The organism is Kribbella sp. NBC_00662 (assembly GCF_041430295.1).
Taxonomy (GTDB): Bacteria; Actinomycetota; Actinomycetes; order Propionibacteriales; family Kribbellaceae; genus Kribbella.
This window is the reverse complement of record NZ_CP109029.1, coordinates 7,557,609-7,573,091: the sequence shown is the minus strand read 5'-3', so window position 1 is coordinate 7,573,091 and position 15,483 is coordinate 7,557,609. Positions and strand designations below refer to the sequence as shown.

At 67.7% G+C, this 15,483-nt stretch carries 13 protein-coding genes; 7 read left to right on the top strand and 6 right to left on the bottom strand.

The window, feature by feature from the left end; translation table 11 throughout:
• Nucleotides 1-24: 24 nt before the first annotated feature.
• The 6 genes from OHA10_RS37255 to OHA10_RS37230 all read right to left on the bottom strand — a co-directional run bounded on the left by OHA10_RS37255 (nt 25) and on the right by OHA10_RS37230 (nt 8,159).
• Nucleotides 25-639 (bottom strand): TetR/AcrR family transcriptional regulator, encoded by a 615-nt coding sequence (locus tag OHA10_RS37255; RefSeq protein WP_371403500.1) that lies wholly within the window; start codon nt 637-639, stop codon nt 25-27.
• 115 nt (nt 640-754) lie between these two features.
• Nucleotides 755-1,189, bottom strand: a complete 435-nt coding sequence (locus OHA10_RS37250) for an SDR family NAD(P)-dependent oxidoreductase (RefSeq protein ID WP_371403499.1) — start codon at nt 1,187-1,189, stop codon at nt 755-757.
• A 36-nt stretch (nt 1,190-1,225) separates the two neighbouring features.
• A complete protein-coding gene (locus OHA10_RS37245; protein WP_371403498.1) occupies nt 1,226-2,092 on the bottom strand; it encodes an alpha/beta fold hydrolase in 867 nt (288 codons plus the stop codon).
• Nucleotides 2,093-2,136: 44 nt separating this feature from the next.
• On the bottom strand, nt 2,137-3,132 hold the full coding sequence (locus OHA10_RS37240) for an NADP-dependent oxidoreductase (protein ID WP_371403497.1): 996 nt from the start codon (nt 3,130-3,132) through the stop codon (nt 2,137-2,139).
• Between the two features lie 306 nt (nt 3,133-3,438).
• On the bottom strand, nt 3,439-5,469 hold the full coding sequence (locus OHA10_RS37235) for a YhgE/Pip family protein (RefSeq protein ID WP_371403496.1): 2,031 nt from the start codon (nt 5,467-5,469) through the stop codon (nt 3,439-3,441).
• On the bottom strand, nt 5,469-8,159 hold the full coding sequence (locus OHA10_RS37230) for an MMPL family transporter (RefSeq protein WP_371403495.1): 2,691 nt from the start codon (nt 8,157-8,159) through the stop codon (nt 5,469-5,471). Before OHA10_RS37230 ends, OHA10_RS37235 begins: the two co-directional genes overlap by 1 nt.
• Before the next feature lie 121 nt (nt 8,160-8,280).
• On the opposite strand from OHA10_RS37230, the gene OHA10_RS37225 reads away from it, so the two are divergent.
• The 7 genes from OHA10_RS37225 (at nt 8,281) to OHA10_RS37195 (ending at nt 15,478) form a co-directional block, all read left to right on the top strand.
• A complete protein-coding gene (locus OHA10_RS37225) occupies nt 8,281-8,931 on the top strand; it encodes a TetR/AcrR family transcriptional regulator (RefSeq protein ID WP_371403494.1) in 651 nt (216 codons plus the stop codon).
• Nucleotides 8,932-9,072: 141 nt separating this feature from the next.
• The gene (locus OHA10_RS37220; RefSeq protein WP_371403493.1) at nt 9,073-10,212 is read left to right on the top strand and encodes a VOC family protein; all 1,140 of its coding nucleotides are present in this window, start codon (nt 9,073-9,075) and stop codon (nt 10,210-10,212) included.
• On the top strand, nt 10,209-11,150 hold the full coding sequence (locus OHA10_RS37215; protein ID WP_371403492.1) for a fumarylacetoacetate hydrolase family protein: 942 nt from the start codon (nt 10,209-10,211) through the stop codon (nt 11,148-11,150). The genes OHA10_RS37220 and OHA10_RS37215 overlap by 4 nt, the downstream gene beginning before the upstream one ends.
• A complete protein-coding gene (locus OHA10_RS37210; protein ID WP_371403491.1) occupies nt 11,147-12,997 on the top strand; it encodes an acyl-CoA synthetase in 1,851 nt (616 codons plus the stop codon). Before OHA10_RS37215 ends, OHA10_RS37210 begins: the two co-directional genes overlap by 4 nt.
• Nucleotides 12,994-13,341 (top strand): DoxX family protein, encoded by a 348-nt coding sequence (locus OHA10_RS37205; RefSeq protein WP_371403490.1) that lies wholly within the window; start codon nt 12,994-12,996, stop codon nt 13,339-13,341. The genes OHA10_RS37210 and OHA10_RS37205 overlap by 4 nt, the downstream gene beginning before the upstream one ends.
• Nucleotides 13,338-14,867, top strand: coding sequence for a bifunctional 3-(3-hydroxy-phenyl)propionate/3-hydroxycinnamic acid hydroxylase (locus OHA10_RS37200; RefSeq protein ID WP_371403489.1), 1,530 nt, complete (start codon nt 13,338-13,340; stop codon nt 14,865-14,867). Before OHA10_RS37205 ends, OHA10_RS37200 begins: the two co-directional genes overlap by 4 nt.
• Nucleotides 14,864-15,478 carry a hypothetical protein gene (locus OHA10_RS37195; RefSeq protein ID WP_371403488.1) on the top strand — a complete coding sequence of 205 codons (615 nt, stop codon included), beginning with the start codon at nt 14,864-14,866 and terminating at the stop codon, nt 15,476-15,478. The genes OHA10_RS37200 and OHA10_RS37195 overlap by 4 nt, the downstream gene beginning before the upstream one ends.
• Nucleotides 15,479-15,483 lie beyond the last annotated feature (5 nt).

Here is a 15,483-nt window from a genome sequence, read left to right as displayed (position 1 = left end):
CGGAGGCGAGCCATCGCGGTGGCGTCATTCGGGCAGAAGTGCCTGCACCTGGTCGCGGATCTCCTGCACGACGTCGTCGACCGGTTTGGCGGCGTTGAGGGTTGTGGCCATGCTGATGAACATGATCGCGGAGACGATGTGTGCGCGTGCCGCGGCGTTCTGCGGGTTCGTGCGCCCGTCTCGCTGCAGGATGGCGGCGATCGCTTCCTCGGTTTGCACGGTCAGGTCGAGTGCGTCGCGGTGGTGGGGTTCGGCGGGGTCGCCGAAGACGATCTCCCGCAGGTAGGTTCGCCCGTTGTCGACCTGTTTGCGGTTGCACTCCACGACGGGGCGCACGATGGCCATCACGGCTTCGAGCGTGTCCGTGATGCCCTCGGCCGCTGACCTACCTCGTTGGAGTGCGTCGGCGTAGGTGGAGTTCTGCACGAGCAGGAGCAGTTCGCCCTTGGACTTGGCGTAGAGGAACAGCGTGCCGGCCCCGATGTCGGCCTTGTCGGCGATCTCCTGGGTGGTGACCTCGTCGACGCCGCGCTCGGCGAAGAGCTCGCTGGCGGCTGCGGTGATGCGGTCGAGCTTGTCCTGCTTGTTCCGCTCGCGCCGCCCGGGCGACTTCGCTGGCGACTTGGAGGTGAGGGGCATGGCTGCCGCCCTTCGTTGCTGAGTGGGCTCGGATCTGCCTGCGCTCATTCTTCCACGGCGGCCAGGGGTGTCCTGGTGTCGCGGAGCTCCGGGTAGAGCGCTTCTACCTGGCCGCTCAGGCCGCCTTGATCTGCGCGGTCAGCTCGTCGCCGATGACTTCGTACTCGTTGGCCTCGACGGCGTCGTAGACCTTCGTCACGAGGTCGCCCGGTGCCAGCTTGGGTCCGTCGGCATGTGCGGCCATGCGGGTTTCGACGTATCCCATGTGGACCCCGGTCACGTGGACGCCGCGGGGCGCGAGCTCCAGGCGCAGCGAGTTGGTGGCGGACCAGAGTGCTGCTTTGGTGGCGCTGTAGGCGCCGGCGAAGCCGTACCAGCTGGCGACGGAGTGCACATCGACGAGGATCGACCGCGGGTTGGCGGACAGAGATGATCTTGGAGTGGGGCCCTTCCAGTAGTCCATGCCGGTCGGCCGTGGCCGGTCGGTGCGCATCCACAGCGGGATCGAGGAGACGAAGGGCTCCTTCGTGTAGGCATCCGTCGGAGACATGGTGATCGCCTGTACTCGTTCGGTCGGTCGGCGCCGTCAGGCGGCGAGGAACTCGGCCGCGATCGGAGCGAACTTCTGGTGGTACTGGAAGATGCCGCCGTGCCCGGAGTCGGGATAGATGATCAGCTCCGAACCCTTGATGCGGCGGTGCAGGTCCTCGGACAGGACCGAGGGCACCATCCGGTCGTTGTCACCGTTCGCGATCAGGGTGGGATGCGTGAGCTTCGACAGATCGGCCGGGCCCGAACGCCCGAACTTCTGGATCGCCTTCAGCTGGGTCCGGAACCCGCGTAGCTTCATGTCCGCGTCGCGGTCGACGGTGCGCTCCTGCAGGCGCTGCACGAACGCGCGAGCAGCGGGCTTGCCGGTGGCGTTGCGGTTGAAGAACAGGAACTCCTTCGGGTCTTGCCGTGTCAACGTCGCGCGCAGGATGTCCCGGTAGGTGACGCCGACGACCTTGTCGATGTCCTTGCCGCCCCTGGGTCCGGTGCCGGTCAGGACCAGCTTGCGGACGAGCTCGGGGTGCTTGACCACGAGGTCCTGCGCGATCATGCCGCCCAGCGAGAAGGCGAAGATGTCGATCTTGTCCAACCCGAGGGCCTTGATGAAGATGTAGGCGTCGTCAGCCATTTCCTCGACGCTGCCGGGAACGCTGCCGCTCGAGGCCCCGACGCCGCGGTTGTCGAACGTGATGACATGGCGCCCGGCGGCGATCGGGTCGACGATCCGCGGGTCCCAGTTGTCCAAGGTCCCGGCCAGGTGGACGAAGAAGACGACGGGGATACCGCCCCTCGGTCCGAGCTCGCGGTAGGCGTAGGTGACGCCGCCGGCGGTGACAGTGCGGGCCGGGGCCTGCGCGTACGAGGTGATGACGGGTTCGTTCGAGGTCTCGGTGTTGCTCATGGTGCGCTCCTGTTTTCTGGTGTTGCGAATGGTGAGAAGGGCTGTCAGGCCCGGGTGATGACGGCCTTGCCGCGGACGCCGCCCTTGCCGAGCGACTGCACTGCTTCCACGGTCTGGTCGAAGTGGAAGACGCGTCCGACGACGGGACGCAGCACGCCGCTGTCGACGAGGGCGGTGATCTGGCGGAGCTGGTCGCCGCTGGCGTGCATGAAGAGGAACTCGTACGTCACGCCGAGCTTCTTCGCCTGCCGGCGGATCTTGCCGCTGAGCGCCGCGATCGCGAGGCGCAGTACCGGGTTCAGTCCGGCCTCTGCGGCGAACGCGGGGTCGGGCGGTCCGGCGATGCCGATCGCCTTGCCGCCAGGACGCAGAACCCGCAGGGACTTCTCGAGGTTCGTCCCGCCGAGGCTGTCCAGCACCAGGTCGTACCCGTCCAGGAGTTGTCCGAAGTCCTGGTTGCGGTGGTCGATGACGATGTCAGCGCCGAGCTCGCGGACGAAATCCACGTTGCCCGCGCTGACCGTCGTGGCGACGGTGGCGCCGAGGTACTTGGCGAGCTGGATCGCGACAGTCCCCACGCCACCGGCGCCCGCGTGGATCAGGACCCGCTGGCCCGGCCGGACATTGCCCTTCTCGACCAGCGCCTGCCATGCGGTCAGGGCCACCAGCGGCAGCGAGGCCGCCTCCTCGAAGGTGACCGTCGCCGGCTTGAGCGCCAGATCGGCCTCGGCCACCGCGATGCGCTCCGCGAACGTGCCGATGCGGTCCTTGTCCGGCCGGGCATACACCTGGTCGCCGACCACGAACCGAGTGACCTCGGCGCCGACACCAACCACGCTGCCGGCGACGTCGTTGCCCATAACCTGCGGCAACTCGTACCGCAGGAACGACTTGAACGCCCCCGATCGGATCTTCTCGTCGAGCACGTTGAGCCCTGCGGCCCGTACCTGCACGAGCACATCACGCTCTCCGACCACAGGCTCGGGGACATCCGCTTCCTGCAGCGGCTCCTTGTACTTGCTGACGACAAACGCTCGCATGGCGACTTTCCTTCTTGGTCTGGCGGTGCTCTGTTGGCATGCTCAGGTCTCCCTCGCAGCAAAACCGAGCATACTCAATAATGAGCCTGCTCATAAATCTTGTCAAGGGTTACCGGCACATGGGCTCGCCGCGGGAGGGCTGAGCGGGACAGGTCTGCGGGAGGACACGTGTGGCATCACCGCCCTTGGCCACGGTGGCCGACTACCTGCGCGTGCTCACCGAAGCTGGGCTCCTCGAACGCCGCCGCGCGGGCCGCTCAGTCCTCCGCTGGCGATCCGAAACCGCGACCCGAGTTCCCAGCTACGTCAGTGAGCCAAGGCAACTCGGCGCAGCCGGCGGGGGGAGAGGTAGCGGCGGCGGTCGGTGACGACGATGGTGACCACAGTGCCGATGGCGAGCCAGGTGGCGAGTTCGACGATGCCGTTCACCAGGCCAGGGCTGTCGGTGGCCACGGCTCGAAGCGCGAGTACGGCGCCGTGGGTCGGGAGGTAGCCGGCGATGCCGTAGAACGGCGACGGCAGGGTCGACAGGATGCCGGTCGCCGCGGCCAGGATGAGGACTGCCACTGAAGCAAGGCGTCCGGACCGGCCGAAGATCGCCGTCGCCGCCTGGTTGAGGGAGACGAACGCGCACGCCGCGAGCAGCGTGACACCGAGGAACGCCACGGTCTCGCCGAACCCAAGGCCCAGTACCGGTACGGCGATGGCTGTAATCACCCCGGCCGCCAACGCAGCGGCCGTCGCACCTGGGATCGCGGCGCGGAGGATGATGCGCCAGGTCGGTTCACGGGCGATCAGTACGGCGTCGGGGACCGCGCGGGTGACGATGTAGGTGGCGAGTGCCAGCGCCCACAACGCGAGGGCAGCGAACAGCGCCAGCGCGAGCGGGCCCGTGGAGTTGCTGTTGAGGTTGGCAATCGATGGATCAGCGGCCACGGTCTTGAGATGGTTGCGTTCATCGGCCGTATACGTCGGTACTTGGTCGCGGCCATCGTTCAGGGATGTCGCCAACTGCTGCGCTCCGGTGTTGACCTTGCCCACCCCGGTCGACAGTTGCTGCGCGCCGGTCGAGAGCTTGGCGGCTCCGGTGGCGAGCTGGCTTGCGCCGGTCGAGAGCTTCTGAGCGCCGGTGTTGACGCTCGCCGCACCCTTCGCAAGCTTGCGTGAACCTTGCGCCGCCTCGGCGATACCGCGTGTCAGTGGAACAGCTTGCTCGGCGAGTTTGGCGTTGCCGTTGGCAACCTTACGCGAGCCGGTCGCGAGGGCCTGGACCGAGTCCCGGATCTGTACGGCGTTCGCGCGTACCTTCGCTTTGGTCGCGTCGATCGTGCCCGCGGTCGCGTTGAATTCGCGAGCCGCCGTGGTCAACCGCCGGCAGAACTCCGGCGTCCCGCTGCACTGGTTGGCCAGCGTCTGGAACTTGGCCGCCTCGGTCTTGGCCGACGGCGTGGCATCCAGGGCGGCGATCACGCGATTCGCCAAGGGAACGACCGTGGACGCTATCTTCTGGTTGCCTTGAGCAACCTGCTCGGCGCCGTTCGCGAGCTGCTTGGTGAGGGCGGGCAATTGGGCGGTGTCGCGCTCGGCCTGGGTGAGGCCCTTCGACAATTGCGATGAGCCGGAGGCCAGCTGCTGGGTGCCGGAGGCCAGTTGTTCGGAGCCGCTGGCGAGCTGGTTCGCGGCTGTCGACAGTTGACTGGCTCCGGTTGCGACCTGCTGTGCGCCCGGGACCAGCTTCTTGGTGCCGGCTGCCAGTCGGGTGGCGCCGTCGGCGGCCTTCACGAGCTGGCCGTGGATGTCGGTGAAGCCGATGTAGACGTTGTCCAGGTAGGTCTCGACCACCTGCTGGTCGAGTGATTGCTGCGTGGCGAGGGCGACTTGCGACGCCAGTACGGGGTCGGCGACTCCCGCCGTACTGGAGGTCCGGATGTCGATCACGCCTTGGGCCGCGCTCAGTGGCTTGCCGGTCGCAGACGAGGTGGCCTTGGCGGAGAAGTCGCTCGGGATGGTGACCACCGCGGCGTACTTGCCGTTCGCCAGGCCGTCCTCGGCGTCGTCGGAGTCCGTGAGTTCCCAGTTGTAGGGGGAGTCCGTGCTGTTCATCAGGTTTCCGGCGAGGGTGCGGCCGAGCGGGATCGTCTGATTGTCGACTTTCACCGGCTCGTCGTTGTTGACGACGGCAGCGGTCGCGGTGTCGTGGTTGCTGTCCGGCGACCAGAACGCCCAGGTGAGTAGGCCCATGACCAGGATCGGTACGGCGATCAGCCCGGCCCACGTGCGCCACGTCAGTGGACCGGCGTCGGGCATCCGCGCGGAGTTGGCGAACGGCTTGAACATCAGTGAACCTCCGCGAGCTGAGGAGCCGGCCCGAACAGCTGGGTAGTGGTGGGGAGCAGGTCCCGGATCCGTTCCGGGTCCTGGCAGCTGACGACGTACGACGCATCACGGGCGAGCACGTCGCGCAGCGCGTCGCGTGCGTCGGTCCGCAGTACGACGTCCACGTCGTCGAACAGCACGAGTCCGACGCCGTCCGCGAGTGCGGCGGCCGCCTCGGCGGCAGGATCGGCGACCTCGCGGCACCGGATGATGTGGACGTCGCGGCGCAACGCGTGACTGTGCTGGGGGAGGACCCGGCCGAGCACCTTCAGGTCGCCCTTGTGCTTGGTGACCCGGCCGGCCAGCGTGAAGAGCAGCGCGCTCTTGCCGACCGATCCGTAGCCGTGCAGGACCAGCGTGGTGCCGCGCGGCACGTGCAGCTCGACATCGTGGTAGATCGGGTGACCGCGGTCGTCGTCGAGGGTGAGTTCCCACGCGCTGATCACCTCGTCGACGCCGCCCCAGTCCGCCAGCCGCAGCTCGTGCATCAGCGAGTCGCCCTCGGCATCGAACACCGGCAACGCCCGATCGAGCTTCGGCGGCAGACCCCACGCCCGCTTCCCGAGCACCGCGAGTACGGCCGGTACGAGCGTCATCCGGACGACGAAGGCATCGACGAACACCCCGATCGCAAGGCTGAACGCGATCGGCTTGATCGTCGCGCTGCCCTCCGGGACGAACGCGGCGAAGACGGCGAACATGATCAGGGCGGCCGCGACCACGACCCGTGAGGCGGAGACGAAGCCGGACTCGATCGCGTGCTGCGGGTCGCCGTGATGGACGTAGTCCTCGCGGATCCGGGAGACCAGGAAGACCTCGTAGTCCATCGCCAGGCCGAACAGGACGCCCATCAGGATGATCGGCAGGAAGCTGATCACACTGCCGGTATGCGCGACATGCAGTGTCTCGGCCAGATGACCTTGCTGGAAGACGAACGACGTCGCGCCGAACGCCGCGCCGACCGACAGCAGGTATCCGAACGTGGCCTTCAGCGGAACCCAGATCGAGCGGAACACCATGGCGAGCAGGATCAACGAGAGGCCGACGACCAGGATCCCGAACGGGACAAGGGCTTGGCCGAGCTTCGCGGAGACGTCGATTCCGACCGCGGTGATTCCGGTGACGGCGGTCCGCGTTCCGTACGTGTCGAGGAAGTGTTGTTCCTGGCCGCGGAGCCGCTTGACCAGGTCCTCGGTCTGCGGCGAGTCGGCGGTGGTGGTCGGGACGACCTGGATGATGCCGGTGTCGCCCTTGGGGTTCGGCGTGGCGAGCGGTACGGCGGCGACACCGGGCATGGTGCGGATCTCGGCCGCGAGCTTGTTCACCAGGCCGACCGGGTCGGTGCTCTGGATGATGTCCGCGGTGACGATCAGCGGTCCGTTGTAACCCGGTCCGAAGTGCTCGCTCACGACGTCGTACGTCACGCGCGCGGCCGAGCCCTCCTCCTCACTGCCGTTGTCCGGCAGGGCGAGGCGCAGGTCGGTGGCGGGGATGGCACAGACAGCGAGTCCGACGACCGTGATGACCACGGTCAGCAGCGGAACCTTGGTCGCGGTCCGGACCCAGGCTCTGGCGATCTGTGGCTTCGGCAGCCGGAGAGCCTTCCGTGCCTTTTTGGCTTTCGGTGCGCGGGGACGGAGCCGATCACCGGCGAAGGCCATCAGCGCGGGGATCAGCGTGACCGCGATGGTCACCGCGAACGCGACAGCGATCGCGGCCGCGACACCCATCGTGGTCAGGAAGGGGATACCCGCGACAGTGAGGCCGAGCAGGGCGATCACCACGGTGAGACCTGCGAAGATGACTGCCGATCCTGCGGTCGCGGTGGCCCTGGCGACGGACTCGTCGACATCGAGCCCTTCGGCGAGCTGGTCTCGATGCCGGGAGAGCAGGAAGAGCGCGTAGTCGATGCCGACGGCCAGGCCGAGCATCACGGCGAGCATCGGCGCCGTCGAGGAGATCGGCGTGACGACGGTCGCCAGAAAGATCAGGCCGACCGAGATCCCCACGCCCAGCACCGCGGTCGCCAGCGGCATCACCGCGGCGATCATCGAGCGGAACATCAGCAACAGCACGATCAGCGCAATGCCGAGTCCGATCCCTTCGGTGGGGCTGAGCTTCGGCACCTTGTTGGAGAATGCGTCTCCGCCGGTGTAGACGTGCGCACCGTTGCCGACGGTTCTGGCCAGGTCGTTGGCGATGCCGGTCAGGTCGTCCTTCGTCGACGGTTCGACCTGGGCGAGATCGACGTCCAGAGGTACAGCTATCAACGCCGCCCGGCCGTCGCACGACACCGCGCCCGAGACGCCGGACCCGAACGGATCCACCACTGTCGCGACCTGGTCGACCTTCTCGATCCGCTTGACCGCCGACGCCACCGCGGTCCGCGTCGACGCCTTACCCACCTGCTGGCCGTCCGGTACGACAAGGACCAGTTGTGCCGAGGTGCCGCTGACCTCCGGGAAGACGCGCCCAAGGTGGTCGAGCGCGTCCTGGGACTCCGAGCCCGGGATGCTGAAGGTGTCGTCCGTGCCGTGGTTGAACACCACCGCGCTGCCGCCAGCGGCAGCCAGGACGAGCACCCAGATGGCGACGACCAGCACCCGGAGCCGAGCGGCGGACCGCCCCAGCCGGTAGAGGAACGACGACACGGAGACTCCTTGGGTCAGGCCTCACGCGAAGGATTGACGATATCGTCACTAACGAGGCGAACGTCAGCCTACAACAGACTGACGAAATCGTCATCTCTGACGAAGCGTGTACGCTTCCGGCATGGCAGCCGACTCCACGCCAGAGCCGAACCGTCTGGAGCGTCGCAAGATGCGCACCCGGACGGCGCTCGTGCGCGCAGCTCAGACCTTCATCGCCGACGGCAACCTGAACGTGCCGATCCTGGAGATCACCAAGGCGGCCGATGTGGGGATGGGCTCGTTCTACAACCACTTCCAGACCAAGGATGAGCTGTTCCAGGCGGCCGTCGACGATGCCCTCGAGGCGCATGGCGCCGTACTGGACTCACTTGGCGAGCCGTCGGACGACCCGGCCGAGAAGTTCGTGCGGAGCTTCCGGCTGACCGGGCGGCTACACCGGAAGGCGCCGCAGCTGAGCCGCGTACTCCTGCGCAGTGGGCTCGAACTGATCACCTCCGATCGCGGTCTTGCGCCGCGCGCGATCCGTGACCTCCAGGCGGCCGTCGACGCCGGCCGCTTCACCTCGCAGGACCCCGAACTCGCTGTGGTTATCGCCGGCGGAGCCCTGCTCGCACTCGGCCAACTCCTCCTCGATCGACCGGACCGAGACGACGCTGCCGCCACCGACCAGATCGCCGAGGACCTCCTTCGCACCTTCGGCCTGACGCCCGACGAGGCTCGCGCCCTCTCCCGGACTCCGCTCCCGAGCCTCGACAATCTTCCCGCCGTCTGATCCGGTCCGCGGCGCCGAGCTCGTTGCCGCTCCGTCACGCCTTCATGGCGATCCCATTTCTGACGAATTCGTCAGTAACCATTGACTGACGAGTTACTCATGAGTGAGGATTTCGTCAGTTGATAGCTGGGGAGGCGAATCGTGGAGCGGTCGGTCAAGGACGAGAGCCACCGGAATCTGCACAGTGAGTCCGGCGTCGCGCGCGGCGAGCATCCGGGCCGGGCGCGAAATCCCGTGATCAAAGCCGAGGATCTGGCCTGGCTGGAGTTCGAGAAGCCGGACCTCGATCGCGCCGAGCGGTTCGCGCGGGCCTTCGGTTTCGGTGTCGTGGCGCGGACCACCGCGGAACTGCAACTCCGGGGCTCCCGGCCGGGAGCCCCGTGCGTCCTGATCCGGCGCGGCCCGCGATCGCGGTTCGCCGGCCTCGCGTTCTCGGCGACAGATCCACGCGACGTTGTGCGATTGGCCGAGGCCACCGGCACTCGTCCAGGAAAGCTACCGGACGGCCTCGGCGGAATCGGCGTCGAACTGCGCGATCCCAGCGGCGCGCGGGTCCGGGTCGTCAGCGGTGTCCACGAACTGCCGGAGATCCCGTCGCAATCACCACACACGTTCAACTTCGGCTCGGAGGTGCGACGTACCAACGCGACGCAACGCGCGGCTCATGGGCCGGTGACGGTCGAAAGACTCGGGCATGTGGTTCTGCAGAGCACGAAATTCCGCGAGACGTTGGACTGGTACCTCGAGCACCTCGGCCTGATCGTGAGTGACTTCCTGTACTACGAAGGGCGCCGTGATCGCGGTCCGGCGATGGGCTTCGTGCGCTGTGATCGCGGGACCGTCGCGACCGACCACCACACGATCGCGCTCACTCTCGGACCGCGGGACCGGTATGTGCACTCGGCGTACCAGGTCTGCGATCTGGACGCGATGGCGGCCGGCGGCGAGTACCTGCTGGATCAGGGCTATCGACGGTCGTGGGGAATCGGCCGTCACATCCAGGGCAGCCAGCTCTTCGACTACTGGCGCGATCCCGACGGTTTCCTGGTCGAACACTTCACCGACGGCGACCTCTTCGACAACACCCTGGAGCCCGGCTGGGCGCCGATGACGGCATCGGGGCTGGCCCAATGGGGGCCGCCGGCAACAAAGGACTTCCTGGGAATCGGGTTCGGCCGGGAAGCGCTCGGGGAGCTCAGTTCCATCGCATCCGCCCTGCGATCCGAAAACGAGTTCGATCTCGCGCGCTTGCGCGGTCTGCTGAAGGTGGCCGCGTCATGACCGTATCCGTCCTTCGGAGCGAAGACGCCTGGTGGGTCCAGACCCCGACGGGTGCAGCGAGGATCGACACCGCGGCCGTCACCACCGCCGAACTGCTCGCCGACCGGAGCGCCGTCGATGCCGCCGCCACCCCCGGCCGGCCGGTCGTACCGGTCGATCGACTGACGCTGCGGTCGCCGATCACCACCCCGTGCCGGCTGCTCGCGCAGATGACCAACTACCGGTCGCACATCACGGACTCCGGGATGAATCCGGACACGGTCCCGCTGACCTTCTTCCGGAAATCCTCCGGTTCGCTCAGTGGGCCGTTCGACGACATCGTCCGCCCTGGTCACGTCTCCTTCCTCGACTACGAGGTCGAGATCGGTGTCGTCATCGGTACGCCGATCCCGGTCGGAACCAGGATCGAGGAGCGCGACCTTGCCCGGTACGTCGCCGGCCTGGTCGTCACGAACGACGTCAGTGCCCGCGATCTGCAGTTGCCGAAGACGCAGTTCTACGAGTCGAAGTCGTACCCGACGTTCACGCCGGCCGGACCGGCACTGGTCCTGCTCGATGCCGCCGAGCTCGGGAGATTCGCCGATCTTCGGCTTCGCCTCGCGGTCAACGGTGAGCCACGGCAGGACAGCGTCGTCGCGACGGACATGGTCTTCTCGCCGGCTGCGGCGCTTCAGGCACTGGCCAGGTTCCAGCGGCTCGATCCCGGCGATGTGCTCCTCACCGGCACCCCGGGCGGGACGGCGCTCAGAGCGCCGGCCAAGCCGGTCGAGATCCTCGGCTCGCTGCTGCCACCCGCGCTGAAGTGGAAGGCGTTCTTCAAGCGGCAGGCCGGAAACCGGAAATACCTGCGTGCCGGCGATGTCGTCGAGGCGGGTGTGGGCACGGACGACGGCGCGATCGTGCTCGGCACGCAGCGCACGGTGGTGAGGAACGCGTGAACACCGATCTGCTGTGGCCGAGGTACACCGGACCGGCCGACCTGCCGGCGATCGAAGCGATCTCGTTGTCCGATCGTGGTCTGCCGGCGTCAACCTACGCCGTACTGTGCCGCGCCGCAGAAAAGTGGCCTGAGCGGACCGCGCTCTCGATCATGCCGGATGCGCGCCGCTGGCGTGATCACGTCGACCTCACCTACGGCGAACTCCGCGCTGCCGTTCACCGGGCCGCGAATCTCCTGTACGGCTTGGGCGTACGACGTACTGACGCCGTCGGACTGCTCACGCCCAACTGCCTCGATGCGATCGTCGCCACGCTGGCTGCTCAGACCGCGGGCATCGCAACACCAGTCCAGCCGACGCTCGCCGCGCCTACCGCCCAGGCGCTTCTGGCGCAAGCCGGCGTACGGGTGTTGGTTGCCGCAGGCCCTGAATTCGACGACGAGGTCTGGGCGACCACGGTCGCTGTCGCACGGTCAGGACTCGTTGACGCCGTCGTCGTCCTGCGCCCGACCGGCGCACAAGGGGCGGGCCCTGCGCTTCCTGTCATTGCAGGCGTTCGGGTCGGGTACCTGACCGATTTGACGTCGAACGAGCCAGGAGACCGATTCACTGGGCCACCGCCCTCGGCGTCGGACCTCGCGGCTGTCTTCCACACCGGCGGTACGACGGGGCAACCGAAGCTCGCGGCGCACACGCACAGCAACGAAGTCAGTGATGCGTGGATGATCGCCGCCGACTCGACGCTCGGTGAGGAATCGGTCCTGTTCGCGGCGCTTCCGCTGTTCCACGTCAACGCACTCGTGGTCACCCTCCTCGCTCCGTTGCTCCGTGGCCAGCGGGTCATCTGGGCGGGCCCGCTCGGCTATCGCGACGTGGAGTTGTACGGCGGTTTCTGGCATCTCGTCGAGCATTTCCGGATAGCGACGATGAGCGGCGTACCCACCGTTTATCAGCTTCTGGCGCAGTGTCCTGTGGACGCGGACATCTCGAGCCTGCGCTTCGCCATGGTCGGCGCGGCCGCCTTGCCTCCGGCAGTACGCACGGCCTTCGAGGGCGCGACCGGCGTGCCGTTGATCGAGGGATACGGCCTGACCGAAGCCACCTGCGCAAGTGTGCGGGGATTCGCCGATCAGCCGCGGTCGGGAGCAGTCGGCGTGCGGCTTCCCTACCAGCGGGTGAAGGTGACGAGCTCAGGAGGCTTGCTGATCGCGGGGCCCACGGTCTTCGCCGGGTACGTCGTCGGCCGTGACGGCCGCGGTCTGCTGCTCGACGGCCTCGGTGCGTTGGCCGACGGGTGGCTGGACACCGGGGACCTCGCTCGGATCGACGATGACGGGTTCGTCTACCTCACCGGCCGAGCCAAGGACCTCATCATCCGAGGTGGTCACAACATCGATCCCGGCATCATCGAAGAGGCATTGCTGTCGCACCCGGGTGTGGCAGCCGCCGCTGCTGTTGGCCGCCCCGACCGGCGCGCGGGCGAGTTACCCGTGGCGTATGTCGTGCTGAACGACGGTGTCTCCGTGCCGGAGGAGGTGCTCGAATCGTGGGCCGCCGCGCACATCGCGGAGCGGGCGGCGGCGCCGAAGGCAGTCCACCTGATCGAGGCGATCCCGATGACCGCGGTCGGCAAGCCGTACAAGCTCGCGCTCCGCGCGGACGCGGTGCGCCGAGCCGCACAGGACGAACTCGGTCCGGACGCCACCGTCGATGCGGAGATCACCGACGGCACGGTCCAAGTCGTCGTCACGCCGGCATCCGAGGCCGGTGCAGCCCGTGCCCGGAAGGCACTCGACGCGTTGGCCCTGTCGTGGCGCCTCACCGGCCATCCAGGGACGCCCTCATGATCGCGGTCATCGAGCTCGTACTGGCTGCGATTCTCTGCTCGCTGGGCGCCGCGAAGGTGGCCGCCGTGCCGGCGATGCGTGCCGCGGCAGCGCATGCTCACCTCGGCGTCAGCGCCTACCGACTCATCGGCGTCGCCGAACTGGCCGCCGTGGCCGGGCTGCTGATCGGCTGGTGGTGGCGGTTCGCCGGCATCTTCGCCGCGATCGGCATCCTTGTCCTGATGGCCGGCGCAACGACCGTTCACCTGCGGAACCGGGATTCCGCTGCGCGACTTCTGCCAGCATTCGGTACGGCGATGCTGACCGTCGCCTATCTCGCCTTGCTCGTTAGGGCGACGTCATGACCGGCCGAGTGATCGTTGTCGGGGGTGGTCCCACCGGGGTCGCAACCGCCACCCTGCTTGCGTCGTACGGTGTCGAGGTCCTCGTTCTCGAGCGGTGGGCCGATGTGTATTCCCAACCGCGGGCAGTGCACCTCGACGACGAGGTGTACCGAATCCTGGGCTGGGTCGGGGTCGCGCGCGAGTTCGCAGGGATCTCCCGGCCGACGCTGGGGCTCCGGCTGGTGGACGCGCACCATCGCACGATTGCGGAGTTCCGGAGACAAGCACGCACCGGCCGGCATGGCTATCCGGAAGCCAACCTGTTCGACCAACCGGACCTCGAGCGGCTCCTGCGGGCGAACCTCGACAACTGCCCGTCGGTGACGTTCCGGGGCGACGTCGAGGTGACGGCAGTGCGGCAACCGGCTGTTGACGAGGTCCAGATCGAGCTCCATGACCGGACGACGGGTCAGGCCGAGACGCTGACGGCGTCGTACGTGCTGGGCTGTGACGGCGCCAACAGCCTCGTACGCCGCGCGATCGCCGCTCGTTGCCGGGACCTCGGATTCGATCAGCGGTGGCTCGTCGTCGATCTCGACATCGATCAGGAACTGGGCTATTGGGACGGTGTGCATCAGTTGTGCGACACCGGCCGTGCCGCGACCTACATGCGCGTCGGCGTCCGCCGGCATCGCTGGGAGTTCCGGCTCGCGGACGACGAGAACGAGGACGACTTCCGCACGCTCAGGGCTCTTCGGGCGATCATCGGACCCTGGCTGCGAGGTGTCGACGACGACCCGATCGACATCGTTCGGGTGGCGTCGTACACCTTTCGTGCCAGGGTCGCCGAACGATGGCGGGACCGGCGCATCTTCCTGCTCGGCGACGCAGCGCACCTGACGCCGCCGTTCATCGGGCAGGGCCTGGGCGCCGGGATGAGAGACGCCGCGAATCTCTCCTGGAAGCTCGCCGGTGTCCTCGACTCGCGGCTGCCCGAGCAAGTCCTCGACACCTACCAGCAGGAACGACGCCCGCACGCGATCCACATGATCCGCCTGGCCAAGGCAGTCGGCGCGATCATGACCAATGGCGGCCGGACGGGCGACGTTCTTCGCCGACTCATCGCACCGCGGTTGTCCCTCGTCCCAGGGTTGGCGGGCCGCGTACTCTCCAGCGCAACTCCGCGGTTGACTCGGACCGGCTTGGTACGGCGACCTCGTTGGTCCGGAGGCATCGTGGGGACCTTGTGCCCGAACGCGCCGGTCGATGCCGAGCAACGCCTGGACGACCATGCGGCCGGCCGGTTCGCACTGCTCACGACGCAGCACCTGACCGCGTTCCAGCAAGCGGAGGCGGCGGCCTTGGGCGTCTTCGTCCTCGAGACGAAGCCCGGGGATCGGCTGCACCATTGGCTGGCCCAAACCCGCCGTACCAGCGCGTTGATCCGACCCGACAGCATCGTCATGCTCACTGCGGACACCGTCGACGACGTACTCCTGACAGCCTCCGCTGTAATCCGCCGCCGACGGCTGGTGGCAGTTCCATGAAAGGCATCCCGGCACTCGTTGCTGCCCTTGTAGTCTGCCTCGGCGGATGCCATGCCGGAGCCGGCATCGAGGCTGACAAAGCGACGCCGGATCCAGGCACGTCCCCGATGACGGTGGCCGCAGCTGACGCCGGCGTTCGGTGGGCGTCGCGCGCGAACTCACAGATTGCTCCCGGCACGCAGGTCTACACCGGCGATGGGCAGTGCACCGCGAACTTCGTCTTCATCGATAAACTGAGGAACGTCTTTGTCGGGCAGGCCGCGCACTGCGCCGCGCGAGGCTCCAGCGAGGAAACGAACGGCTGCCGAGCCGACAGCCTGCCCCTGGGGACAGCCATCACCTTCCGCCGCGGCGGATCCCCGGTTTCGGCCGGTGACCTCGTCGGACGTGGCCGCCTGGTCTACAGCAGCTGGATCACCATGCAGCAACGCAACGAGTCCGACAGCGCGGTCTGCGGTCACAACGACCTCGCGCTGGTGAAGGTCGATGCCCGGTACCTGAAACTGGTGAATCCGAGCCTGCCGTTCTGGGGCGGGCCAACAGACCGCCGATCCGGCGGTCCGCGGATGGGCCCACACGACGGCCTCACCGCACCCCGGCATCCCCGGTGACAGCG